This window comes from Pseudomonas sp. PDM21 (assembly GCF_014852505.2).
In the GTDB taxonomy this organism is placed as follows: domain Bacteria; phylum Pseudomonadota; class Gammaproteobacteria; order Pseudomonadales; family Pseudomonadaceae; genus Pseudomonas.
In genome coordinates this window covers 2200250-2224307 of record NZ_CM181223.1, presented here as the reverse complement: position 1 = coordinate 2224307, position 24058 = coordinate 2200250, and the positions used below count along the sequence as shown (strand labels likewise).

General features: G+C 65.2%; 19 protein-coding genes. 11 read left to right on the top strand and 8 right to left on the bottom strand.

Annotated elements, in window-relative coordinates; translation table 11 throughout:
• The first annotated feature begins 245 nt into the window (after nt 1-245).
• The 6 genes from IB275_RS10655 (at nt 246) to cobA (ending at nt 9896) form a co-directional block, all read left to right on the top strand.
• On the top strand, nt 246-1457 hold the full coding sequence (locus IB275_RS10655; protein ID WP_192295419.1) for a nitrate/nitrite transporter: 1212 nt from the start codon (nt 246-248) through the stop codon (nt 1455-1457).
• Nucleotides 1458-1459: 2 nt separating this feature from the next.
• Complete coding sequence (locus tag IB275_RS10650; RefSeq protein ID WP_225601937.1) at nt 1460-3247, top strand: bifunctional protein-serine/threonine kinase/phosphatase; 1788 nt, start codon at nt 1460-1462, stop codon at nt 3245-3247.
• Nucleotides 3248-3521: 274 nt separating this feature from the next.
• Nucleotides 3522-5972, top strand: a complete 2451-nt coding sequence (gene nirB / locus IB275_RS10645) for a nitrite reductase large subunit NirB (RefSeq protein ID WP_138216351.1) — start codon at nt 3522-3524, stop codon at nt 5970-5972.
• 56 nt (nt 5973-6028) lie between these two features.
• Nucleotides 6029-6358: a nitrite reductase small subunit NirD gene (gene nirD, locus IB275_RS10640; protein ID WP_192295418.1), complete on the top strand. Its 330-nt coding sequence runs from the start codon at nt 6029-6031 to the stop codon at nt 6356-6358.
• Between the two features lie 49 nt (nt 6359-6407).
• Complete coding sequence (locus IB275_RS10635; protein ID WP_192295417.1) at nt 6408-9122, top strand: nitrate reductase; 2715 nt, start codon at nt 6408-6410, stop codon at nt 9120-9122.
• A gap of 36 nt (nt 9123-9158) precedes the next feature.
• Complete coding sequence (cobA, locus tag IB275_RS10630) at nt 9159-9896, top strand: uroporphyrinogen-III C-methyltransferase (RefSeq protein WP_192295416.1); 738 nt, start codon at nt 9159-9161, stop codon at nt 9894-9896.
• Between the two features lie 67 nt (nt 9897-9963).
• Here the strand turns inward: cobA and IB275_RS10625 are convergent, their stop codons facing one another.
• The 8 genes from IB275_RS10625 to ppsA form a co-directional block, all read right to left on the bottom strand.
• Complete coding sequence (locus IB275_RS10625; RefSeq protein ID WP_045208524.1) at nt 9964-11022, bottom strand: OmpA family protein; 1059 nt, start codon at nt 11020-11022, stop codon at nt 9964-9966.
• Between the two features lie 109 nt (nt 11023-11131).
• Entirely contained in the window at nt 11132-11722 is a 591-nt protein-coding gene (gene sigX, locus IB275_RS10620) for an RNA polymerase sigma factor SigX (protein WP_045208526.1), read from the bottom strand.
• A 73-nt stretch (nt 11723-11795) separates the two neighbouring features.
• On the bottom strand, nt 11796-12620 hold the full coding sequence (locus IB275_RS10615) for a mechanosensitive ion channel family protein (protein WP_045208529.1): 825 nt from the start codon (nt 12618-12620) through the stop codon (nt 11796-11798).
• 2 nt (nt 12621-12622) lie between these two features.
• Nucleotides 12623-12871: a hypothetical protein gene (locus IB275_RS10610; protein ID WP_017516812.1), complete on the bottom strand. Its 249-nt coding sequence runs from the start codon at nt 12869-12871 to the stop codon at nt 12623-12625.
• Nucleotides 12872-12925: 54 nt separating this feature from the next.
• On the bottom strand, nt 12926-13924 hold the full coding sequence (gene cmaX, locus IB275_RS10605; RefSeq protein ID WP_081516451.1) for a divalent cation transporter CmaX: 999 nt from the start codon (nt 13922-13924) through the stop codon (nt 12926-12928).
• A 101-nt stretch (nt 13925-14025) separates the two neighbouring features.
• Nucleotides 14026-14514: a ribonuclease E activity regulator RraA gene (gene rraA / locus IB275_RS10600; RefSeq protein WP_192295415.1), complete on the bottom strand. Its 489-nt coding sequence runs from the start codon at nt 14512-14514 to the stop codon at nt 14026-14028.
• A gap of 96 nt (nt 14515-14610) precedes the next feature.
• On the bottom strand, nt 14611-15585 hold the full coding sequence (locus IB275_RS10595; protein WP_192295414.1) for an alpha/beta fold hydrolase: 975 nt from the start codon (nt 15583-15585) through the stop codon (nt 14611-14613).
• A 65-nt stretch (nt 15586-15650) separates the two neighbouring features.
• Nucleotides 15651-18020: a phosphoenolpyruvate synthase gene (gene ppsA / locus IB275_RS10590; RefSeq protein WP_081516449.1), complete on the bottom strand. Its 2370-nt coding sequence runs from the start codon at nt 18018-18020 to the stop codon at nt 15651-15653.
• Nucleotides 18021-18186: 166 nt separating this feature from the next.
• On the opposite strand from ppsA, the gene ppsR reads away from it, so the two are divergent.
• The 5 genes from ppsR (at nt 18187) to rloB (ending at nt 24055) form a co-directional block, all read left to right on the top strand.
• Nucleotides 18187-19005 carry a posphoenolpyruvate synthetase regulatory kinase/phosphorylase PpsR gene (ppsR, locus tag IB275_RS10585; RefSeq protein WP_017516884.1) on the top strand — a complete coding sequence of 273 codons (819 nt, stop codon included), beginning with the start codon at nt 18187-18189 and terminating at the stop codon, nt 19003-19005.
• A 154-nt stretch (nt 19006-19159) separates the two neighbouring features.
• A complete protein-coding gene (locus tag IB275_RS10580; protein WP_192295413.1) occupies nt 19160-20788 on the top strand; it encodes a DUF3300 domain-containing protein in 1629 nt (542 codons plus the stop codon).
• Between the two features lie 10 nt (nt 20789-20798).
• Nucleotides 20799-21692, top strand: coding sequence for a DUF2950 domain-containing protein (locus IB275_RS10575; RefSeq protein ID WP_192295412.1), 894 nt, complete (start codon nt 20799-20801; stop codon nt 21690-21692).
• Between the two features lie 283 nt (nt 21693-21975).
• Entirely contained in the window at nt 21976-22518 is a 543-nt protein-coding gene (gene rloA, locus IB275_RS10570) for a retropepsin-like aspartic peptidase RloA (protein ID WP_081520578.1), read from the top strand.
• Between the two features lie 4 nt (nt 22519-22522).
• Nucleotides 22523-24055 (top strand): osmotic stress tolerance membrane protein RloB, encoded by a 1533-nt coding sequence (gene rloB, locus IB275_RS10565; protein ID WP_192295411.1) that lies wholly within the window; start codon nt 22523-22525, stop codon nt 24053-24055.
• The last annotated feature ends 3 nt before the right edge of the window (nt 24056-24058 follow it).

The following is a 24058-nucleotide window of genomic DNA, read 5'->3' as shown; positions in this document are numbered from 1 at the left end:
GAGTAACGCAGCACTGCGCAAAATGCGGCCCGTCCCTTCGGGTTGCGCGGCAAATCACGCCATGCGTCGTTGCGGGACTTGAAAAGGGAATGACCATTTCCTGCATCCCGCGCCTAGCCTGGCGTGATTTGTCGCAGCAACGCGGCTTGCGTCAAAACGTCATCAGACCCCACGACCTTCTCGAACCCGGCGGCTGCCAAGTGGCGCATGACCGGGCTCCTCTACCGTTGCTGATGAGGTGTTCGATGAACACGAGTTTCTGGAAAGCCGGCCACGCGCCGACCCTGTTTGCCGCCTTCCTGTATTTCGACCTGAGCTTCATGGTCTGGTACGTCCTCGGCCCGCTGGCGGTGCAGATCGCGACCGACCTGCAACTGACCACCCAGCAGCGCGCGCTGATGGTCGCCACGCCGATCCTCTCCGGCGCCATCCTGCGCTTCCTCATGGGCCTGCTGGCCGATCGCTGGTCGCCCAAGGCCGCCGGCATCCTCGGCCAGGTGATCGTCATCTGCGCGCTGTTCGGAGCCTGGCGGCTGGGCATCCACAGCCTGGAGCAGGCGATGATCCTCGGCGTGCTGCTGGGCATGGCCGGCGCCTCCTTCGCCGTGGCGCTGCCACTGGCCTCGCAGTGGTACCCGCCGCAGCACCAGGGCAAGGCCATGGGTATCGCCGGGGCCGGCAACTCCGGCACCGTGCTCACCGCGCTGTTCGCCCCGGCCATCGCCGCCGCCTTCGGCTGGCAGAACGTCTTCGGCTTCGCGCTGATCCCGCTGCTGGCCACCCTGGTAGTGTTCGCCCTGCTCGCCCGCAACGCCCCGGAGCGCCCGCCGGCGAAGTCCCTGGCGGATTACCTGAAGGCTCTGGGCGACCGCGACAGCTGGTGGTTCATGTTCTTCTACAGCGTGACCTTCGGCGGCTTCCTCGGCCTCGCCAGCACCCTGCCCGGCTACTTCCACGACCAGTACGGCCTCGACCCGGTGAAAGCCGGCTACTACACCGCCGCCTGCGTCTTTGCCGGCAGCCTGATGCGCCCCCTGGGCGGCGCCCTGGCCGATCGCATCGGCGGTATCCGCAGCCTGCTGGTGATGTACACCGTCGCTTCGATCTGCATCGCCGCCGTGGGCTTCCACCTGCCCAGCGCGGTGGCGGCGCTGAGCCTCTTCGTGGTCGCCATGCTCAGCCTCGGCGCGGGCAACGGTGCGGTGTTCCAGCTGGTGCCGCAGCGCTTCCGCCAGACCATCGGCGTGATGACCGGCCTGATCGGCATGGCCGGCGGCATCGGCGGCTTCTGCCTGACGGCGGGCCTGGGCGCGATCAAGCAGGCCACCGGCGACTACCAGATCGGCCTCTGGCTGTTCGCCAGCCTCGGCGTACTGGCCTGGTTCGGCCTGCACGCGGTGAAAGCCCGCTGGCGCACCACCTGGGGCAGCGCAGCCGTCACAGCGGCGCGGGTGTAGCCATGACCAGCAGGAGCGAGCTTGCTCGCGAACCTTCCACTGCGATTCGCGAGGCCGATTTTGTTCCCGACAAAATTCGGCATTCCCCACATCCCTGTGGGTCACAAGCTCGCTCCTACCAGGAGCTGCGCCTGAGCTTCGCCCAGGCCAGCGCCACCGGCCCGCGCGACGAGAACCAGGATGCCCTGCGGGTGGTCACCCCGCCCGCCGGGCTGGCCGCCAGCAAGGGGCACCTGTTCGCCATCGCCGACGGCGTCAGCCACTGCGCCGACGGCGGCCTGGCCGCGCGCCTGAGCCTGCAGGCGCTGGCCGCCGACTACTACGCCACCCCCGAGACCTGGGCCGTCGCCCAGGCCCTCGACCGCCTGCTGATCTCGCAGAACCGCTGGCTGCAAGCCAACGGCGGCGGCCAGCCGCTGCTCACCACCCTCACCGCGCTGGTCCTGCGGGGCCGGCGCTTCACCCTCGCCCATGTCGGCGACTGCCGCCTGTACCGCTGGCACGCCGGCATTCTGGATTGCCTGACCCAGGATCACGTCTGGGAACAACCCGGCATGCAACACGTCCTCAAGCGCGCACTGGGCCTCGACCAGCATCTGGTAGTGGACTACTGCGACGGCGAACTGGAAGCCGGACAGAGCTTCCTGCTGGTCAGCGACGGCATCTGGGCTGCTCTTGGCGACAGCGCCATCCAGCGCCTGCTGGAGGACGCACAGAGCTTGCAGGCCTGCGCCGACGCACTGGTCAGCGCCGCCCACCTGGCCGGCAGCCAGGACAACGCCAGCGCCCTACTCCTGCAGGTGGACGAACTGCCGCCTGCGAGCCTCGGCGACGCCCTCGCCCAGCTCGACCACTGGCCCGCGCCGCCCGCCCTGCGGGACGACCAGGAGTTCGAAGGCTGGCAGGTGGAAGGCCGACTGGCGCAATCGCGCCAATCGCTGATCTACCGCGTGCGCGACCGGCAGAACCGCCCCTGGCTGCTCAAGACCCTGCCGCCGGCACTGCGCGACTCCGCGGAAGCCGCCCAGGCGCTGCTGCTGGAGGAGTGGTTCCTGCGCCGCGTGCAGGGCCGCTACTTCCCCGAACTGCACAGCCTGCCGCAACGCCAGCACCTGTATTACGTGATGCGCGAGTACCCGGGGCAGACCCTGGAGGAGCACCTGAAACTCAACGGCCCGTTGAACCTGCCCGACTGGCTGGACCTCGCCCAGCGCTTGCTGCGCGGCCTGGGCCAGCTGCACCGGCGCAACATCCTGCACCGCGACATCAAGCCAGAAAACCTGCACTGGGCCGATGATGGCGAGCTGCGCCTGCTGGACTTCGGCCTGGCCTACTGCCCGGGATTGTCGCAGGAAGACCCGCACGCGCTGCCCGGCACCCCCAGCTACCTCGCACCGGAATCCTTCCAGGGTGCCGCGCCGGAAGCCCGCCAGGACCTCTATGCGGCCGGCGTCACGCTCTACCGCCTGCTCTGTGGGCACTACCCCTATGGCGAGATCGAAGCCTTCCAGCATCCGCGCTTCGGCACGCCCGCACCGGCCAGCCGCTATCGCCCGGATGTGCCAACCTGGCTGGACGACTGGCTGGCAAAGCTGATCGCCGCCCAACCGCAACAGCGCTTCGAAACCGCCGAAGAATGCCTGCTCGCCCTGGAACAAGGTGAACGCCAGGCACCGCCGCGCCCACGCCCGCTGCTGGAACGCGAACCGCTGCGGGTCTGGCGCGGCGTCGCCCTGGCCTCGCTGGCGATCAACCTGGGGCTGCTGCTCTGGCTGCTGCACGGGGGCTGAAGGCGCACCAGATCGGTTCAGAACGCATCACCACAGTGCAGCAAAAAGGCCAACCGGCAGAACAGGCCAGCCGAAAGCCCCGAAAACCGCGGGCCGAGAAAGTTGGCACAGCCCCTGCAATAACCGTTTCAACAATCTACAAAAGCGCGTCCCTCAACGAAGAGGCTCGCACTTCCCGATCGATCGGGACTTGGACAAAGGCGTCCTCGCTGGGTAACCGGCGGGACGCCTTTTTTGTTTTCCGTGTTTCAGCTTTGCGTGACGGAGCCCTGACATGAAAAAGCTCAAGCTCGTACTGATCGGCAACGGCATGGCCGGTGTGCGGACCCTGGAAGAACTGCTGAAGATCGCACCGGACCTCTACGACATCACCGTGTTCGGCGCCGAGCCCCACCCCAACTACAACCGCATCCTGCTCTCCCCCGTACTGGCCGGCGAGCAGGCCTTCGAGGACATCGTCCTCAACGACCTCAACTGGTACAGCGAGAACGGCATCCGCCTGCTGCTCAACCGCAAGGTCACCCGCATCGACCGCCATCGCCGCAAGGTCTATGCCGAAGACGGCACCGAGGCCGAGTACGATCGACTGCTGATTGCCACCGGCTCCAATCCCTTCATCCTGCCGGTGCCGGGCAGCCGCCTGCAGGGCGTGATCGGCTACCGCGACATCGCCGACACCCAGACCATGATCGACACCGCCGGCACCCACAGCCACGCGGTGGTCATCGGCGGCGGCCTGCTCGGCCTGGAAGCGGCCAACGGCCTCAAGCAGCGCGGCATGGACGTCACCGTAGTACACCTCTCCGACTGGTTGCTGGAGCGCCAACTGGACCGCACCGCCGGCAAGCTGCTGCAGGAAGCGCTGGAATCACGCGGCATCAACTTCCGCCTGAACACCCACACCGAAGAACTGATCGACGACGGCAGCGGCCGCGTCTGCGCCATCCGCTTCAAGGACGGCGAAGTGATCGCCGCCGACCTGGTGGTGATGGCCGCCGGCATCCGCCCCAACACCGAACTGGCGGAGAAGACCGGCCTGCCCTGCAACCGCGGCATCCTGGTCAACGACACCCTGCAGACCTATGACCCGCGCATCTACGCCCTGGGCGAATGCGCCAGCCACCGCGGCATCGCCTATGGCCTGGTAGCACCGCTGTTCGAGCAGGCCAAGGTCTGCGCCAACCACCTGGCCATGCTCGGCTTCGCCCGCTACCAGGGCTCGGTGACCTCCACCAAGCTCAAGGTCACCGGCATCGACCTGTTCTCCGCCGGCCAGTTCATGGGTGGCGAAGGCACCGAGACCATCACCCTCTCCGATCCCATCGGCGGCGTGTACAAGAAGCTGGTGATCAAGGACGACGTGCTGGTCGGTGCCTGCCTCTACGGCGATACCGCCGACGGCGGCTGGTACTTCCGGCAGATCCGCGAGAACCACAACGTCGGCGAAATCCGCGACCACCTAATGTTCGGCGAGAGCAGCATCGGCGACGTCGGCCACCAGGGCCAGAACAGCGCAGCGAACATGCCCGACACCGCCGAAGTCTGCGGCTGCAACGGCGTGTGCAAGGGCACCATCGTCAAGGCGATCCAGGAGAATGGCCTGTTCAGCGTCGACGAGGTAAAGAAGCACACCAAGGCCGCCAGCTCCTGCGGCTCCTGCGCCGGGCTTGTCGAGCAGATTCTGATCAGCACCGTGGGCGGCGCGGCGGACGTGAAGCCCAAGAGCGAAAAGGCCATCTGCGGCTGCAGCGACCTCAACCACGGCCAGGTACGCCAGGCGATCCGCGACCATCACCTGATCACCCTGAGCAGCGCCATGCGCTTCATGGACTGGCGCACCCCGGACGGCTGCGCCACCTGCCGCCCGGCGCTGAACTACTACCTGATCTCCACCTGGCCGGGCGAAGCCAAGGACGACCCGCAGTCGCGCCTGATCAACGAGCGCGCCCACGCCAACATCCAGAAGGACGGCACCTACTCGGTAGTCCCGCGCATGTGGGGTGGCGTCACCAACGCCGCCGAACTGCGGCGCATCGCCGACGTCGCCGACAAGTACCAGGTGCCCATGGTGAAGGTCACCGGCGGCCAGCGCATCGACCTGCTGGGTATCAGGAAAGATGACCTGCCGGCGATATGGAAGGAACTGGACATGCCCTCCGGCCACGCCTACGGCAAATCCATCCGCACCGTGAAGACCTGCGTCGGCAGCGAGTTCTGCCGCTTCGGCACGCAGAACTCGACCCAGCTGGGCATCGACCTCGAGCACGACCTGTTCAACATGTGGTCGCCGCACAAGGTCAAACTGGCGGTCTCCGGCTGCCCGCGCAACTGCGCCGAGGCCGGCATCAAGGACATCGGCATCATCGGTGTGGATTCGGGCTGGGAGCTGTACATCGGCGGCAACGGCGGGATCAAGACCGAGGTGGCGGAATTCTTCGTCAAGCTCAAGACCTCCGACGAAGTCCGCGAATACAGCGGCGCCTTCCTCCAGCTCTACCGCGAGGAAGCCTTCTACCTCGAACGCACCGTGCACTACCTGCAGCGCGTCGGCATGGAGCGCATCAAGAAGGCCGTGCTGGAAGACGCGGACAACCGCAAGGCGCTCAACGCCCGCCTGCAGTTCTCCCTGTCGCTGGAGCAGGACCCGTGGCAGGAGCGCATCGCCCAGCAGCCGCTGAAGAAGGAATTCGAACGGATTCCCCTCAAGCAGCTGGAACCCGCCTGAGTGCCCGCCGGGCCCCGCCACCGGGGCCCCTACTACCCGATTGCCGGAGACACCCCATGAACTGGTTAGACATCTGCGCCCTGGACGACATCAACCCGCTGGGCTCGCGCGTCATCGCCGGCCCCAAGGGCGACATCGCGATCTTCCGCACCTCCGATGACGAGGTCTTCGCCCTCGACGACCGCTGTCCGCACAAGGGCGGCCCGCTGTCCCAGGGCCTGATCTACGGCAAGCGCGTGGCCTGCCCGCTGCACAACTGGCAGATCGAACTGGCCAGCGGCGAGGCCGTGGCCCCCGACCAGGGCTGCGCCCATCGCCACGAGGTGAAGATCGTAGATGGCCGTGTGCTGCTGGCCCTGCGCGACAACCTCGCCCACTGCGCCTGATCCCCCTGCGATTGATTTCCCTGCTTCCGATTCAGAGCGAGGCTGCGCCATGACCCACAACCGTCGCACTACCGCATCCACCTGCTGCTACTGCGGCGTGGGTTGCGGTGTACTGATCGAGCACGACGACGAGCGCATCCTCGGCGTGCAGGGCGACCCGCAGCATCCGGCCAACTTCGGCCGCCTGTGCAGCAAGGGCTCGACCCTGCACCTCACCGGCGACGCAGACGCCCGTGCGCAATTCCCGGAGCTGCGCCTGGGCAAGGGACTGTCACGCGCCCGCACCGACTGGGACACCGCACTGGAGCATGCCGCCGGCGTCTTCGCCGAAACCCTCCGCGAGCACGGGCCGGACAGCGTGGCCTTCTACGTCTCCGGCCAACTGCTGACCGAGGACTACTACGCCTTCAACAAGCTCGCCCGCGCCCTGGTCGGCACCAACAACATCGACAGCAACTCCCGCCTGTGCATGTCCTCGGCAGTGGTCGGCTACAAGCGCAGCCTGGGCGCCGACGCCCCGCCCTGCAGCTACGAGGACATCGAGCTGGCCGACTGCGTGATGATCGCCGGCAGCAATATGGCCTATGCCCACCCAGTGCTGTTCCGCCGCCTGGAAGAGGCCCGCGCACGTCGCCCGGAGATGAAGCTGATCGTCATCGACCCGCGCGTCACCGACACCGCCGAGGCGGGCGATTTGCACCTGGCGATCCTGCCCGGCACCGACGTCGCGCTGTTCCACGGCATCCTGCACATCCTGCTCTGGGAAGGCTGGACCGACCGCGCCTTCATCGACGCCCACACCGACGGCCTGGATGAACTCAAGGCCCTGGTGCGGGACTACGGTCCGCTGGCCGTGGCGGAAATCTGCGGCATCGCCGTCGATGACCTGCAGCGCGCGGCCCAGTGGATCGGCCAGTCGCCCTCCTTCCTCTCGCTCTGGTGCATGGGGCTGAACCAGTCCACCGCCGGCAGCGCGAAGAACAGTGCGCTGATCAACCTGCACCTGGCCACCGGGCAGATCGGCCGACCCGGTGCCGGCCCCTTCTCCCTCACCGGCCAACCCAATGCCATGGGCGGCCGCGAGACTGGCAGCCTGTCCAACCTGCTGCCCGGCCACCGCGAGGCGGCCAACGCCGAACACCGTGCCGAAGTGGCTGATTACTGGGGTGTCGAACAACTGCCGGAGAACCCCGGCCTGAGCGCCATCGAACTCTTCGACGCAGTACGCGACGGGCGCATCAAGGCCCTGTGGATCGCCTGCACCAACCCGGCCCAATCACTGCCGGACCAGACCCGCGTGCGCGAAGCCCTGGCCGCCTGCCCCTTCGTCATCGTCCAGGAAGCCTTCACCACCAGCGAGACCTGCCAGTACGCCGACCTGCTGCTGCCGGCCGCCAGTTGGGGCGAGAAGGAAGGCACGGTGACCAACTCCGAACGCCGCATCAGCCACGTGCGCCCGGCCATCCCGGCCATCGGCGAAGCACGGGCGGACTGGAACATCGTCTGCGACTTCGCCCGCCGCCTGGAGCAGCGCCTGCGCCCCGACGAAAACAGCCTGTTCGACTTCGATTCGCCGTCCGCGCTGTTCGACGAATACAAGCTGCTGACCCGTGATCGTGATCTCGACCTGTCCGGCGTCGACTACGCCCTGCTGGACACACGTGGACCGCAGCAGTGGCCCTTCCGCACCGGCGCTACCCGAGGCACCGAACGCCTGTATGGCGACGGACAGTTCGCCACCATCAATGGCCGCGCGCGGCTGATCGCCGAGCCCTACCGAGCACCGAAGGAAAAGCGCGATGCACGTTACCCGCTGATCCTCAACACCGGCCGCCTGCGTGATCAGTGGCACGGCATGACCCGCACCGGCACCGCGCCGCAACTGTTCGGCCATGTGGAAGAGGCCGTGCTCGGCCTGCACCCGGACGAGCTGCGACGCCGGCGCATCAGCGACGGCCAACTGGTTCGCCTGCACAGCCGCCGTGGCGAACTGGTGCTGCCGGTACAAGCCGACGACCGCCTGCGTCCCGGCCAGGCCTTCCTGCCGATGCACTGGGGCGACCGCTTCCTCAAGGGCCTGGGCATCAACGTGCTGACCCTGCCGGCGGTGGATCCTCTGTCGCGTCAGCCCGAACTGAAACACGCCACGGTGGAAGTCAGCCGCATCGAGCTGCCCTGGCAGTTCTTCGCGCTGGTGGAAGGTGAGGTGCAGAAACGCTTCGACGCCCTGCGCCCGCTGTTCGAAGACCTGCGCTACGCCAGCTTCAGCCCCACCGGCCGTGAACGCCCGGCACTGGTGATCCGTGCCGCACACCACGAAGCGCCCAGCGCGGACTGGCTGGCCCGCATCGACGCCCTGCTCGACCTCGGCGACGGTCCGGTCATGGCCTATGACGACCCGCGCCGCACCGTCGGCAAACGCGTGCGTATCGAACAATCGCGAATCGTCTCGCTGCGCCTGGCTGGCGAAACCGCCGCCCGCGCGTGGCTGCGCGAATTGTGGAAGGAAGGCCGCGCCGATCAGGAGCTGCGCCGCTGGCTGCTTGCCCCGCTGAGCGCCGCCCCGGGTAAAGCCGGCGCGGCAACGGACAAGACGCTGTGCAACTGCCTGAACGTCAGCCAGAGCCGCATCCAGACCGGGATCGACAAGGGCCTGGACCTGGAAGGCCTCAAATGCGAACTCAAGTGCGGGACCGCCTGCGGCTCCTGCGTACCGGAAATCAAGCGCCTGCTGGCTCAGAAGCCACTGGCCGCTACCGCCTGAATCAAGCCGCGAAGACGGCAGCCTGAGGAGAACGACATGAGTGGAAAAGTCTGGCTGATCGGCGCCGGCCCCGGCGACCCGGAACTGCTGACCCTGAAGGCCGTCCGGGCCATGGCTCAGGCCGACGTGGTGCTCATCGACGACCTGGTGAACCCGGCGGTGCTGGAGCACTGCCCTTCGGCGCGAGTGATTGGGGTCGGGAAACGCGGCGGCTGCCGCTCCACCCCGCAGGACTTTATCCACCGCCTGATGCTGCGCTACGCCCGCCAGGGGCGCCGCGTCGCACGCCTGAAAGGCGGCGACCCATGCATCTTCGGCCGTGGCGGCGAAGAAGCTGACTGGCTGATTGCGCGGGGTATCGATTGCGAGTTGGTCAACGGCATCACTGCCGGGCTGGCCGCAGCGACTCAGTGCGGCATCTCCGTAACCTTGCGCGGCATCAGCCGAGGCGTGACTCTGGTGACCGCGCACACCCAGGACGACAGCCCGCTGAACTGGCGCGGCCTGGCCGAAGGCGGAACAACGCTGGTGGTGTACATGGGCGTGGCGAAACTGGCGGAAATCCGCGACGGACTGCTCGAAGGCGGCATGGCGGCCGGCACGCCGGTGGCGATGATCGAGAACGCATCCCTGCCCGCCCAACGCGAATACCGCAGCCAGTTGGGCGACCTGCTGGAAGACGCCCAGAGTTTTTCCCTGAAGAGCCCGGCAATCCTGGTGATCGGCGAAGTCGCCGCCGCTGCGCAGCAGGCAATTCTGGCCCGCACCGCCTGAGATTCACTTTCCTGCAGGCAAAGAAAAACCCGGCCTAGGCCGGGTTTTTCTCGTCAGCTCAGACCAATTACTTGGCTTGGGCTTCCACTTCGGCTTCTACGCGGCGGTTAACAGCGCGGCCTTCGGCGGTTGCGTTGTCAGCAACCGGACGGGACTCACCGTAACCAACAGCGTTTACGCGGCCGCCTTCAACACCGTACTCGTTGACCAGTACGTCACGAACGGCGTTGGCACGACGCTCGGACAGCTTCTGGTTGTAGGCGTCGGTGCCGACGGAGTCGGTGTGGCCTTCAACGGTGGTGGAGGTGGACGGGTACTGCTTCATGAAGTCAGCCAGGTTTTTGATGTCAGCGTAGCTGTTCTCTTTAACCTTGGACTTGTCGAAGTCGAACTTCACGTCCAGCTGAACGCGAACGACTTCAGCAACAGCCGGGCAGCCGTTGGCGTCAACGGTGACGTTGGCCGGGGTGTTCGGGCACTTGTCGACGTTGTCGCAGACGCCGTCGTTGTCGGAGTCGGAGCAGACTTCAGCAACCGGCTCGGGAGCCGGGGCCGGCTTGGCGCCGCCGCCGAAGTTCATGCCGACGCCCAGGCCAGCCATCCACTCGCCCTGGTGACCGTTGTCACGCTTCTCCAGGCCGTACTGGCCGTCGAGGCTGGCTTTGGCGTAGAAGTTTTCGGTGAAGTAGTACTTCAGACCGGTACCGACCATGGCCATGGTCAGGTTCTGACGACCACCGTTGTCGGAGTTGATGTTGGTCAGGCTCTGGTGACCAACGCCGGCGGAAACGTACGGACGCAGGTTGCCAGCACCCGGGGTGCCGAAGTGGTAGATGGCGTCCAGAGTGCTCAGGTTGCCATGGACCTTCTTGTTGCCGGTCTCGTAGGTGCCACGTACGTCGTGGTACTCACCGTAGGACAGAGCCAGCTCGACGTCGTCGGTCAGGAAGTAACCAACGGAGCCGCCGTACAGGTCCGCGTTCTTCATGTTGCGGGTGCTGTCGGTGAAGTAGCGCTTGCCGAATGCTTCGACTTCGACGGCGCCCTGGCCTTGAGCGAAGGCATTGACAGCGGCGGTGGCGATCAGCGAGCCAACTACGACGCCTAAGGTGTTCTTCAGTTTCATCCGTTAAATCCCCATCTTGGTGGTCAATAAGTTGTCCTAACCATAGGCCGTACAACTTGGGTGGCAAGTTTATCAGAACTTGCCAAACAGAGAGACAATATTTCCCGGACTAAGATTCCGTCACATTCGAAAACTTTTCTCTCATTCGATCGAGTGCACGTTTGTAGCGCATCTTTGTGGCGCTAAGCCCCATGTGCATGATGTCGGCGATCTCCTGGAACTCCAGTTCCGCAACAAATCGAAGCACGAGGATTTCCCGATCAATGGGATTGACATGAACTAGCCAGCGGTCTAGCCCACCCCGTTCTTCGACTTTCGGAGCCTTCTCTTCAGAGGCTTCCTCGACTGGATCCAGACTCAGCGCATCAAGCAATCTGCGTTTGCGCCGTTCCTTCCGATACTGGGTAATGCACTCGTTGTAAGTGATGCTGTACAGCCAGGTCTTGAACTTCGACTTTCCCTCGAAGTTCTTCAGACCATACAGCACCTTGAGCATGACCTCTTGACACACATCATCGGCGTCCCGGTCGTTGCCCAGATAGCGCGCGCAGACGTTGAAGAGCGTGCGCTGGTAGCGGCGCATCAGCTCTTCATAAGCCCGCGTCACGTGGTAGAGCTCCTCGTGGGAACGCTCCACCAGCTCCTCGTCGGTGAGCTGGCGCGGGTCATAGCGCAAGGACAGTGATTGCGGCTTGTTCAAGTCGGGTCGGGCCAGGTCAAGTCAGCGTCCGGCGCGGCTTTACAGAAGCCGTACCGGTAATCGGTCATCATCTTCAGCGACTGGTTACACGCTGATCGAGCAGGATGCGGTTGGCGATCGACACCAGCTCACCCTCGTCTGTCAGCAGGATAGTCTTGATGGTACCAATTTCCTCGATGATGCCTTCGACATCAGCCACTTTCACCTGTTGTCCGACCTGATACAGCTCCCGCACGTAAATGCCCGCGATGATCTGCCCTGCCACCTCACGGCTGCCCAGGCCCAGGGCAAGTGCGGCAGCTAGGCCGATGGTGATCAGCACGATGGCGATGATGTAGTTCAGCAGGTCGGTCTTGACCTCGAGCTGGCCGATGGCCACCGAGATACTGATGATGATGACCAGCCACTGGGCCACGCGGCCCAGGCCGTTGGCGTACTCCAGCCCGACGCCGTCGGCAGCGCCGCGCACCAGGCTGTTGGCCAGTTGGGCGAGCAGGATGCCGACGATCAGCACCAGCGCCGCGCCGAACACCTTGGGCAGGTACAGCGCGAGCATGTCCAGGGTGGCCGAGACGCGCTGCAGACCGAGGGACTCCGCCGCGGAGACGAGGAATACCAGCAGCACGAACCAGTAGATGATCTTGCCGATCAGGGTCGAGACCGGCACCTGGATGCCGGCGCGGGCCAGCAGCTTGGTCAGGCCGGTACCCGCCATCAGGCGGTCCAGGCCGAGCTTGGCCAGCAGCTTGGAGAGCAGCGCATCGAGCAGTTTGGCGACGACGAAGCCGAGCAGCACGATCACCAGCGCGGCGAGCAGGTTCGGGATGAACCCGGCCAGCTTGCCCCACAGGGTGTTCATGGCGGTGAGCAGGCTTTGCGTCCAGATGTCGAATTGCATGTTCAGTCGGCCTTGTCAGCGGAAGGGGCGGAATTCTGCGCGTGGCGCGAGACGGGTGCAAGGTGCGCGGCGCCACGGCTCACGCCAATGGACAGGGCCTGGAACCAGTGCCCCATCAGGCTGAACAGATCGCCCGCGCCAACCTGGCGGTTGGCGGTCTTCAGGACGCGATCCAAGCGCGAATCGTCTCCCGGCTGTTCCGGGGGCATTCGCAGCAGATCGCGCAAGGATTCTTCAAATGGGTCGTGCATACGCACCTCGCCTGTGTGAGGTGCTTGACGCCCCCACCACCTCAAAAGTCACACCTAGAGCCAACGCATGCGGCGGAATATCCACCATTGGAAAGCCACTATCCCGAGGATCACCAGGCAGGCCACGGCGAAGCCGTAGGGCGCGCTGGAGCCGGGAATGCCGCCGACGTTGATGCCCAGGAGACCGGTCACGAAGCTCATGGGCAGGAAAAAGCCGGTAATGATACCAAGCAGGTACATGGTGCGGTTCATCCGCTCGGTAATTCGACGATGTTCGGCTTCCTGGATCAGGCTGATGCGCTCGCGCACCAGCTCCAGTTCTTCCAGGTTGCGGGTCAGGCGGTTGTAGAGCTCGTTCCAGTAGTCGGCGTCGTCGGCCACCGTCCAGGACGCCTTGAACCGGACCATCTGCGAGTAGATTTCCCGCTGCGGCGCCAGGTAACGGCGCAACCCCGCGGCACGTCGCCGCAGGGTGCGCAGTTGGTGCTGGTCGGGAATGCTGCGCTCGTCTTCCTCGATGGCCTCCTCCATCGCATCGAGCTGATCGGCGAGGCCGCCGATCAGGGTATCGACGCGGTCGGTGAGGTAGTGGGCGAGGTACAGCACCACTTCCGAGGCCGTCTTCGGGCCGGTACCGGCATCCAGGTCGGCGCGCAGGTCGGCGACCGCCTTGAGCGGACGCAGACGCAGGGAAATCACCCGCTGCGACTCGGCATAGACCCGCAGCGAGACCATGTCCTCCGGCACCGCGCCGGGGTTCAGGTTGACCCCGCGCAGAAACAGCAGCAGGCGCTCGCCCCCCAGGTCGACCAGGCGCGGGCGGGTGGCCTCTTCCAGCAGCAGGTCGCAGGCGAATTCGTTCAGACCGCTGGACTCGCGCAGCCAGGACTGGGCTTCGGGCACACCTCGGTCCCAGTGCACCCAGAGGCTCTCCTCGGGCTTGAGATCCAGCAGCGGCAACTCGCTGCGGGTGATCCGCCGACCACCACCGTGGCCATCCAGCACGAAGCCGTCGATCAGTCCGCGTTCCGTGCCGCTCTCGTACTGCTGCATGCCCTTTTCCTTCGCTCAAGGTCGCTTGCGCGAGGCCCCATGAAAAATGCCGGAAGCTTTCGCTCCCGGCATTGACCCGAACTTCAGCTGGAAGGTTCGAATTATTCCGGCATTTTCAACGCTTTAGGCGAGACGATGATGCCGTTGTTGTCGGCATAGACGAACTCGCCCGGGCGGAAGGTGATGCCGCCGAAGGTCACGACCACGTTGAGGTCGCCGATACCGCGCTTGTCGGTCTTCATCGGGTGGCTGGCCAGCGCCTGCACGCCCAGATCGGTCTGCGCGATCACGTCGACGTCACGGATGCAGCCGTACACCACGATGCCTTCCCAGCCGCTCTTGGCGGCCTTCTCGGCCAGCATGTCACCCAGCAGTGCACGGCGCAGCGAGCCGCCGCCGTCGACCACAAGCACCTTGCCCTTGCCATCCTTCTCGACCTGCTCCTTGACCAGCGAGTTGTCCTCGAAGCACTTGATGGTGACGATCTCGCCACCGAAGGAGTCCCGTCCGCCGAAGTTGCTGAACATCGGCTCGACGACCTGGACCAGCTCCGGGTAGGCATCGCACAGATCGGGGGTGACGTAATGCATGGAGAAGCTCCTCTTGATGAAATCCGGCAGGGTTTCAGGCCTGGATGTGACCGAAAGCCGCAATGGCGTCACAGTCTACTCCCTGCCACGCCAAGCTCAAGCCTGCGCCAGAGCGCCCTGCCCTTCCGGCAAGCCGCTGTGCTCCAGCCAGTATTGCAGCAGTGGCCAGACCTCACGCTGGGCGCCCTTGCTGATCAGCATCTCGATGTGACCAAAATCTTCCGAGAAGCCCTGGCGCCGCCCCAGGTGCAGGAACTGCCGGATCTCGGAGCCGAACTGCTCCAGCAACTTGCGACAGGCCCAGGCCGGGTCCTGGATATCGCCATCGGAGCCGATGGCCAGCACCGGCAGGGAAACCTTCTGCAAACCGCCCCACCAGTCGTTGTCCTTCTCGCCGAAGCGGCCGAACAGGCTGTACCAGTGCAGGGCCTCCAGGGCGAGCCCCAGCGGCTCGTCCTCCGGCCCGCGTTTCAGGCGCGAACCGGACAGCCCACCCATGCGTTTGAGCAGCAAGCGCCCGCCCCAGGCCACGGGCGGTAGCTTCAGCGGCCAGTAGGTACGGCTGATCTGGCTACCGCACAGCGCCGCGCTGGCGGCCTGCTGCTCATTCAGGTAGCCGCCGCCCAGCGCGGCAGCCAGGGTGACGCCGCCCAGAGAGTGCCCGACCCAATGCGGCGCCTGGCCGCTCTGCTCGACCACGAAATTGGCAATGGCCGGCAGGTCGAAACGTGCGTAGTCGGCGACACGATTGCGATCGTAGTCAGCGTTACGGGGCGACAGGCCATGCCCGCGCATCTCGGCGATCCAGACATCGAAGCCGGCACGCGCCAGATACGCACCCAGGCCAATACCCTTGGGCGAGAACCAGAAGCGGCGGTTGGAGAAGCTGCCGTGCAACAGGATCACCGGCACGCCACGCCGCCCTTCGGGGCGACCGAGACGGGTGACCGCCAGCTCGACGCTGGAGTCCGGGCTGTTGTTCGGCTTGAGGCGGTAGACGTCCTCGGTGAGGTCGCCGCGCAATTCCGCGCTGACTAGCGCGACGGGGAAGAGTTGACTGCTGCTTTGCATGGAATCGCTTGCATAAAAAAGGGCGGGTGAAATCACCCGCCCTTCTCAGGATGGAGAAGGAACCGTCAGGACTGGCCTTCGGCGAGGAAGAACCAGGTGTCGAGGACCGAGTCGGGGTTCAGCGACACGCTCTCGATGCCCTGCTCCATCAGCCACTTGGCGAGATCCGGGTGGTCCGACGGGCCCTGGCCGCAGATGCCGATGTACTTGCCGGCGCGGTTGCACGCCTGGATGGCATTGGACAGCAGCTTCTTCACCGCCGGGTTACGCTCGTCGAACAGGTGCGCGACGATGCCCGAGTCACGGTCCAGGCCCAGGGTCAGCTGGGTCAGGTCGTTGGAGCCGATGGAGAAGCCGTCGAAGAACTCGAGGAACTCGTCGGCCAGCAGGGCGTTGGACGGCAGCTCGCACATCATGATGACGCGCAGGCCGTTCTCGCCACGCTTGAGGCCATTGGTGGCCAGCAGGTCGACGACCTGGGAGGCTTCGCCGAGGGTACGGACGAACGGCACCATCAGCTCGACGTTGGTCAGGCCCATCTCGTTGCGGACCTTCTTCATCGCGCGGCATTCGAGTTCGAAGCAGTCACGGAAGGATTCGCTGATGTAGCGCGAGGCGCCACGGAAGCCGAGCATCGGGTTCTCTTCTTCCGGCTCGTAGAGCTTGCCGCCGATCAGGTTGGCGTATTCGTTGGACTTGAAGTCCGACAGACGCACGATGACTTTCTTCGGCCAGAAAGCGGCGGCCAGGGTGCTGACACCCTCGACCAGTTTCTCGACGTAGAAGCCGACCGGATCGTCGTAACCGGCGATGCGCTTCTCGACGCTTTCCTTGATGTCCGCCGGCAGGCTGGCGAAGTTCAGCAGCGCCTTGGGGTGCACGCCGATCATACGGTTGATGATGAATTCCAGGCGGGCAAGGCCCACACCTTCGTTCGGCAGCTGGGCGAAATCGAAAGCGCGATCCGGATTGCCGACGTTCATCATGATCTTGAACGGCAGGTCGGGCATGGCGTCGACCGAGTTCTGGCGGACGTCGAAGCCCAGCTCGCCTTCGTAGATCAGGCCGGTATCGCCTTCGGCACAGGATACGGTCACGCGTTGGCCATCCTTCAGCGCCGCGGTGGCGTTGCCACAGCCGACAACTGCCGGGATGCCCAGTTCACGGGCGATGATCGCGGCGTGGCAGGTGCGGCCGCCACGGTTGGTGACGATGGCGCTGGCGCGCTTCATCACGGGTTCCCAGTCCGGGTCGGTCATGTCGGAGACCAGCACGTCGCCCGGCTGGACCTTGTCCATCTCGGAAACGTCGTGGATCACCTTCACCGGGCCGGCGCCGATGCGCTGGCCGATGGCGCGGCCTTCGACCAGGACCTTGCCTTTTTCCTTGAGCAGGTAGCGTTCCATCACGTTGGCGCTGGAACGGCTCTTAACGGTTTCCGGACGGGCCTGCACGATGTACAGCTTGCCGTCGTCACCGTCCTTGGCCCACTCGATGTCCATCGGACGCTCGTAGTGCTTCTCGATGATCAGGGCCTGCTTGGCCAGTTCGGTCACTTCGGCGTCGGACAGCGCGAAGCGGGCGCGGTCGGCCTTCTCCACGTCGACCACCTTGACCGATTTTCCGGCCTTGGCTTCGTCGCCGTAGATCATCTTGATTGCCTTGCTGCCCAGGTTGCGACGCAGAATGGCCGGGCGGCCAGCTTCCAGGGTCGGCTTGTGGACGTAGAACTCATCGGGGTTCACCGCGCCCTGCACCACGGTCTCGCCGAGGCCGTAGGCGCCGGTGATGAACACCACGTCACGGAAACCGGATTCGGTGTCCAGGGTGAACATCACGCCGGCGGTGCCGGTTTCCGAGCGGACCATGCGCTGCACGCCGGCGGACAGGGCGACCAGTTTGTGGTCGAAGCCCTGGTGGACGCGGTAGGCAATGGCACGGTCGTTGAAGAGGGAGGCGAAGACTTCCTTGGCCGCGCGGATCACGTTGTCCACGCCGCGGATGTTCAGGAAGGTCTCCTGCTGGCCGGCGAAGGAAGCGTCCGGCAGGTCTTCGGCAGTGGCGGAGGAACGCACGGCCACGGCCATGTTGTCGTTGCTGCCGGCCATCTCGGCGAAGGCCTTGCGAATCTCGGCATCCAGACGCTCGGGGAACTCGGCGTCCATCACCCACTGGCGGATCTGCGCGCCGGTCTTGGCCAGGGCGTTGACGTCGTCCACGTCCAGGGCGTCGAGGGCCGCGTGGATGCGATCGTTCAGGCCGCTCTGGTCGAGGAAGTCACGGTAGGCCTGGGCGGTAGTGGCGAAGCCACCCGGTACGGAAACGCCGGCACCGGCGAGGTTGCTGATCATTTCGCCCAGGGATGCGTTCTTGCCCCCCACATGTTCGACATCGTGGACGCCGAGCTTATCGAGGGAAACTACGTACTCTACCAAGGTGATCTCTCCACTAAGTGTTGGAAAAGGTCATACAAGTCGGTGCGGCCCCACCCTGTCTGGCCGGAGCCGGAAAAATGGGTGAGAATGCCCCGGCAAAGGGCCTTGCAAACGCGGGGCCTATCATAACCAGGATTCGATCCTACCTATAAGGCCCGCAGCGCACATGAAACGAACTGCATTCTTCATCTCCGACGGCACCGGCATCACTGCCGAAACCCTCGGCCAGAGCCTTCTGGCGCAGTTCGAGAACATCAACTTCACCAAACTGACACGACCTTACATCGATACCGAAGAAAAGGCGCGCGTCATGGTACAGCAAATCAACCGGGCTGCGGAGGCGGACGGGGCAAGACCGATCATCTTCGATACCATCGTCAATCGTGAGATCCGCTCGGTCCTGGCGCAATCCAACGGTTTCATGATTGACATCTTCTCGACCTTTTTGTCCCCGCTCGAGCAAGAATTATCCTCAGACTCGTCGTATTCCGTCGGAAAATCCCACAGCATCGGCCATAACCCGCACTACATGGAGCGGATCGATGCGGTGAACTTCGCCCTCGACAACGACGACGGCGCCCGCACCCACTACTACGACAAGGCCGACCTGATCCTGGTCGGCGTCTCGCGCTGCGGCAAGACGCCCACCTGCCTCTATATGGCCCTGCAATACGGCATCCGCGCGGCGAACTACCCGCTGACCGAAGAAGACATGGAGCGCCTGCAACTGCCCAACGCGCTCAAGCCCTACAAGCACAAGCTGTTCGGCCTGACCATCGATCCGGACCGGCTCACCGCCATCCGCCACGAGCGCAAGCCCAACAGCCGCTACGCCAGCTTCGCCCAGTGCGAGTTCGAGGTTCGCGAGGTGGAGAACCTGTTCCGCCGCGAGAACATCGCCTACATCAACTCGACGCATTTCTCGGTGGAGGAGATCTCCGCCAAGATCCTCGTCGAGAAAGGCGTCGAGCGCCGGCTAAAGTAACCGGCCACCACGTAAAAATCCCCCAACCGACGGCCGGCATCACCGGCCGTTCGACTTTCTGCAGCCTTTCATTCGGGCGCCTATCATTCTCTGAACCCGCGTTTTACCCGTGGCAGTTTTCACGGATCGGGCATTCCCGGCACAGGAGAGCGCCATGCGAGAATGTCAGTACCTGATTCTGGTCGCCTTGTTGGCATTGACGGGTTGCGATTCGGGCGACAAGCCCGTCGCCAAGACCGCCACGGCCGCCACGCCACCCGCCAGCCCGCCCGCCGCGACAGCGCCTCCCCCGCCAGCGCCCCCTGCCCCGCCTCCAGCCGCCGCCCCGGCCGCGCCCGCTGCCGCGCCCTCGCAGGCGGTGTTCAGCGTCGAGGAACTGGACCAGATGCTCGCGCCGCTGGCGCTGTATCCCGACTCGCTGCTGGCCCAGGTGCTGATGGCCACCACCTACCCCGGCAACGTTGCCGACGCCGCAGCCTGGTCGAAGGCCAACCCCAAGGCGGCAGGCGATGACGCCGTGAAACAGGTCGCCAACCAACCCTGGGACCCCAGCGTCCAGTCGCTGGTCGCCTTCCCCCTGGTGCTCGCCACGCTGGGGCAGGACCCGGCCTGGGTGCAACGCGTCGGCGATGCCTTCCTTGCCCAGCCCGATGCGGTGATGGATTCCATCCAGCGCTTGCGTCGCCAGGCCCAGGCCGCCGGCAACCTGCAGTCGAACGAGCAGCAGACCGTAACCATCAAGCCGGCCGCCCAGCCGGCACCGACGCAGCCCGCTTCCGGTGGAGACACCGTAGTAGTGCAGCAACCAGCAGCGGCGCAGACGATCATCATCGAGCCCACCGATCCGCAGGTGGTCTACGTGCCCAGCTACAACCCCACGCAGGTCTACGGCTCCTGGCCCTATCCCGCCAGCCCGCCGGTGTATTACCCGCCACCGCCCGAATACCCCGTCGCCACGGCGCTGGCCACCGGTCTGGCGTTCGGCGCGGGCGTTGCCATCGTCGGATCTCTCTGGGGCGACTGTGACTGGGACGACCATGACATCGACGTCGACGTGGAGCATTACAACAACTTCAACAGCAACCGGAACGTGAATCGCAATGTGAATCGAGACTTCACCGGCAACGTCAACGGCAACCGGGCGAAGTGGCAGCACAATCCGACTTATCGCAATGGCGTGCCTTATCGCGATTCTGCCAGCCGCGAGCAGTACAACCGCCGACTGGCCGGGGGCGAGCAGCGTGATGCGCTGCGCGGCTTCGACTCGGCCCGCACCCAGGAGCGCGCGAAAGCCAGGGAGAGCCTGACCCAACGCGGCATCTCCCCACCGGCGGCGAACAATGCCCAGGCCCGCGAGCGTGCCCAGGCGGCGACCCGCGACCTGCGGGACAACCCGCAAGCCCAGCAGCGTCTGCAGCAAGGCAACCGCGACAACGCCCAGGCCCGTGAGCGGGCGCAAGCTGCCACCCGCGAGTTGAACCGTACCCCGGACAACCGCCAGCGCACGCAGAACCAGGTACAGAACCGCAGCAACCAGGCGCAGCAACGGCCACGGACGCAGAACAACCAGCAGATCCGCGAACAGGCGCGCCAGCAGCACGCCCGCACCCAGGCCCCGCGCAACAATGCCTTTGCCGGCGCCAACAACCCCAGGCAATCCCGCGAAGTTGCCAACCGCGGCCAAGTCAGCCGCGCCGCCGCCAGCCGCCCGCAGGCCGCCCGCGCCGGTCACACCGTCCAACGTCCTGCCCGCGCGCCCTCCGGCGGCGGCCGGCGCCGCTAGGAGACGAGCCATGCCCATCGCATCGCGCCTGCTGGCGCTCGCCCTCCTCGCCGCCCTGCCCGCCAGCCTGCTGGCCCAGGACAGCTTCCCCACCCCCGACGCGGCCGCCGACGCCTTCATCGCCGCGCTCGGCACCGAAAAGGCCGACCCCGAACGCCTGGCCGCTCTGCTGGGCAAGGACTGGCAGAGCTACATACCGACCGCCGGCATCGACCGGGATGAAGTGGACGCCTTCCTCGCCCACTACAAGGACAAGCACCGGATCGAGAAAGACAATCCGCGACTCGCCCATCTGGTCGTCGGCAACGATCCCTGGACCCTGCCCCTGCCGATCGTCCACGACAAGAACGGCTGGGCCTTCAACGCCAAGGCCGGCGGCGAGGAAATACGCATTCGCCGCATCGGCCGCAACGAGGAGTCGACCCTGGAGGCCGTGCAGGCCTACCACGACGCGCAGATGGACTACGCCGAGGTTGACCGCAACGGCGACGGCGTCCTGGAGTACGCGCAGCAGTTCGTCAGCAGCGACGGGCACCATGACGGTCTGTACTGGCCGGAGGAAGACGGCGGCGAGGAAAGCCCGCTCGGCCCATTGTTCGGCGACGACCTGCCGGGCGACGGCTGGCATGGCTACCACTACCGCATCCTCACCGCCCAGGGCCCCTCGGCCCCCGGTGGCGCCTACGACTACAAGATCGGCGGCAGGATGACCCGCGGCTTTGCCCTGATCGCCTGGCCGGTGAAGTACGGCGACAGCGGCGTGATGAGTTTCATGATCAGCCACGATGGCGAGATCTTCTCCAAGAACCTCGGCCCGGAGAGCGACAAAATCGCCAAGAAGATGAGCCGCTTCGACCCGGACAGTAGCTGGACCGAGGTCACCGCCGAGGAGGAAAAGCCCTGAGTGACTGAACCCGCCCGGCCGCCTGGCGGTCGGACGGGTTCTGGCAGAGCCCGCCGCTCGCCCGGCATTCGGCGGGCCCGCAAGGCCCTGTCATATGCCTGAAACAAATACCCTGCCAACACGCCAACCGACTGTCGCCAGCGAAAAACCACATGATAGAATTCGGCGCGCTATTGCCTGGCGTCACCAGGCCACGCCGGCCGGCATGCCGGCCACAGCCATTTGGGGTGACGACCGGGGCGTTTCTTTTCAAGGCTTTGCGGCCACTCACTCATCAAGGCCCATGAGACTCAAGCCCACTGCCCTGCTCCTCTTCCTGAGCATCTTCCTGCTTCCCGGCATCAGCGCAGCTGCCGGCAAGACCGTCTATGGCCTGAACGAATACGCCCGGATCAACGACCTGGACATCGAACTGGCCGCCAAGCTCGACACCGGCGCCAAGACCGCTTCCCTCAGCGCCCGCGACATCAAGCGCTTCAAGCGCGATGGCGAGACCTGGGTGCGGTTCTACCTGGCCACCGACACCGCCGACAGCCAGCCGATCGAGAAACCCCTGGCGCGCATCAGCAAGATCAAGCGCCGCCACGGCGACTACGACCCCGACGAAGGCAAGGCCTATACCGCGCGTCCGGTCATCGAGCTTCAGCTGTGCATGGGCAAGGCCCTGCGCACCATCGAAGTGAACCTTACCGACCGCAGCGCCTTCCAATACCCGCTTCTGATCGGCTCCGACGCGCTCAAGCGCTTCGGCGCCCTGGTCGACCCGAGCCTGAAATACGCTGCCGGCAAGCCCGGCTGCCAACCCGTAGCGAAACCTGCCGAGTAATCCCATGCGCTCTCTTACCCTGCATCTGAAGGTCCTGATCGCCATCCTGCTGACGCTGGGCGTCGCGATCACCGCCTACCAGATCTTCGTCCTCGGCATCCCCATGACCGAGGCCGAGACCGACGACCTGTGGAACATCGACGCCAAGGTCGAGTTCATCGCCACGCCGAAGACTCCGGTGAAGGTGCAGATGTTCGTGCCGCCATTGGCCCAGGATTACGTCAGCCTCAACGAGAGCTTCGTCTCCAACAACTACGGCGTGGGCATCAACCGCTCCGACGGCAACCGCAAGGTGACCTGGTCCTCGCGCCGCGCCAGCGGCCAGCAGACCCTCTACTACCGCCTGGTGCTGACCAAGCGCTATGCCGGCGCTACCGAGAAGGCCAAGGAAAAGGGCCCGATCTTCCGCGACAGCCTGCCCCTGGAAGGCCCGGACAAGATCGCCGCCGAAGCCCTGATCGCGCCCATCCGCCAGCACTCGGCGGACGTCGAGACCTTCGTCAGCGAAGCCATCAAGCGCGCCAACAACCTCAATGACGACAACGTGAAACTGCTGCTGGCCGGCGACACCAGCCTGGACAAGCGCTCCCACGTGGTCGAAACCCTGCTCGCGGTGGCCCACGTGCCGCTGGAGCGCGTGCATACCATCCGCCTGGTCGCCAACCAGCCGCAGCAGCCCGAACTCTGGCTGCGCAGCTACAACGGCAAGGAATGGCTGTACTTCAACCCGGAAACCGGCGAGCGCGGCCTGCCCAACGATCGCCTGATCTGGTGGCTGGGTGACGAGAGCCTGCTGTCCATCGAAGGTGGCAAGAAGGCCCAGGTCAGCTTCAGCCTCAACAGCAGCGAGATGAACGCCATCCGCCTGGCCAAGCTGTCGGACGAGAACACCGACGCGGCCTTCCTCGAGTACTCGCTGTACGGCCTGCCGCTGTCCACTCAGCAGACCTTCCAGATCATGATCATGATCCCGTTCGGCGTGCTGGTGATCCTGATCCTGCGCAACCTGATCGGCCTGCAGACCCTGGGCACCTTCACCCCGGTGCTGATCGCCCTGGCCTTCCGCGAGACCGGCCTGCAGTGGGGCATCGGCCTGTTCACCGTTATCACCGCGCTGGGCCTGTCGCTACGCTCGTACCTGGAACACCTGAAGTTGCAGATGCTGCCACGCCTGTCGGTGGTGCTGACCTTCGTGGTGGTGATGATCGCCGCCATCAGCCTGCTCAGCCACAAGCTCGGCTTCGAGAGCGGCCTGTCGGTCGCCCTGTTCCCGATGGTGATCCTGACCATGAGCATCGAACGCCTGTCGATCACCTGGGAAGAGCGCGGCGCCGCCCACGCCATGAAGGCTGCCATCGGCACCCTGTTCGCCGCTGCCCTGGCGCACATCCTGATGCGCGTACCGGAGCTGGTGTACTTCGTGTTCACCTTCCCGGCCGTGCTGCTGATTCTGGTGTCGTTCATGCTGGCGATGGGTCGCTACCGCGGTTACCGCCTGACCGAACTGTTCCGCTTCAAAGCCTTCCTCAAGGACTAAGCC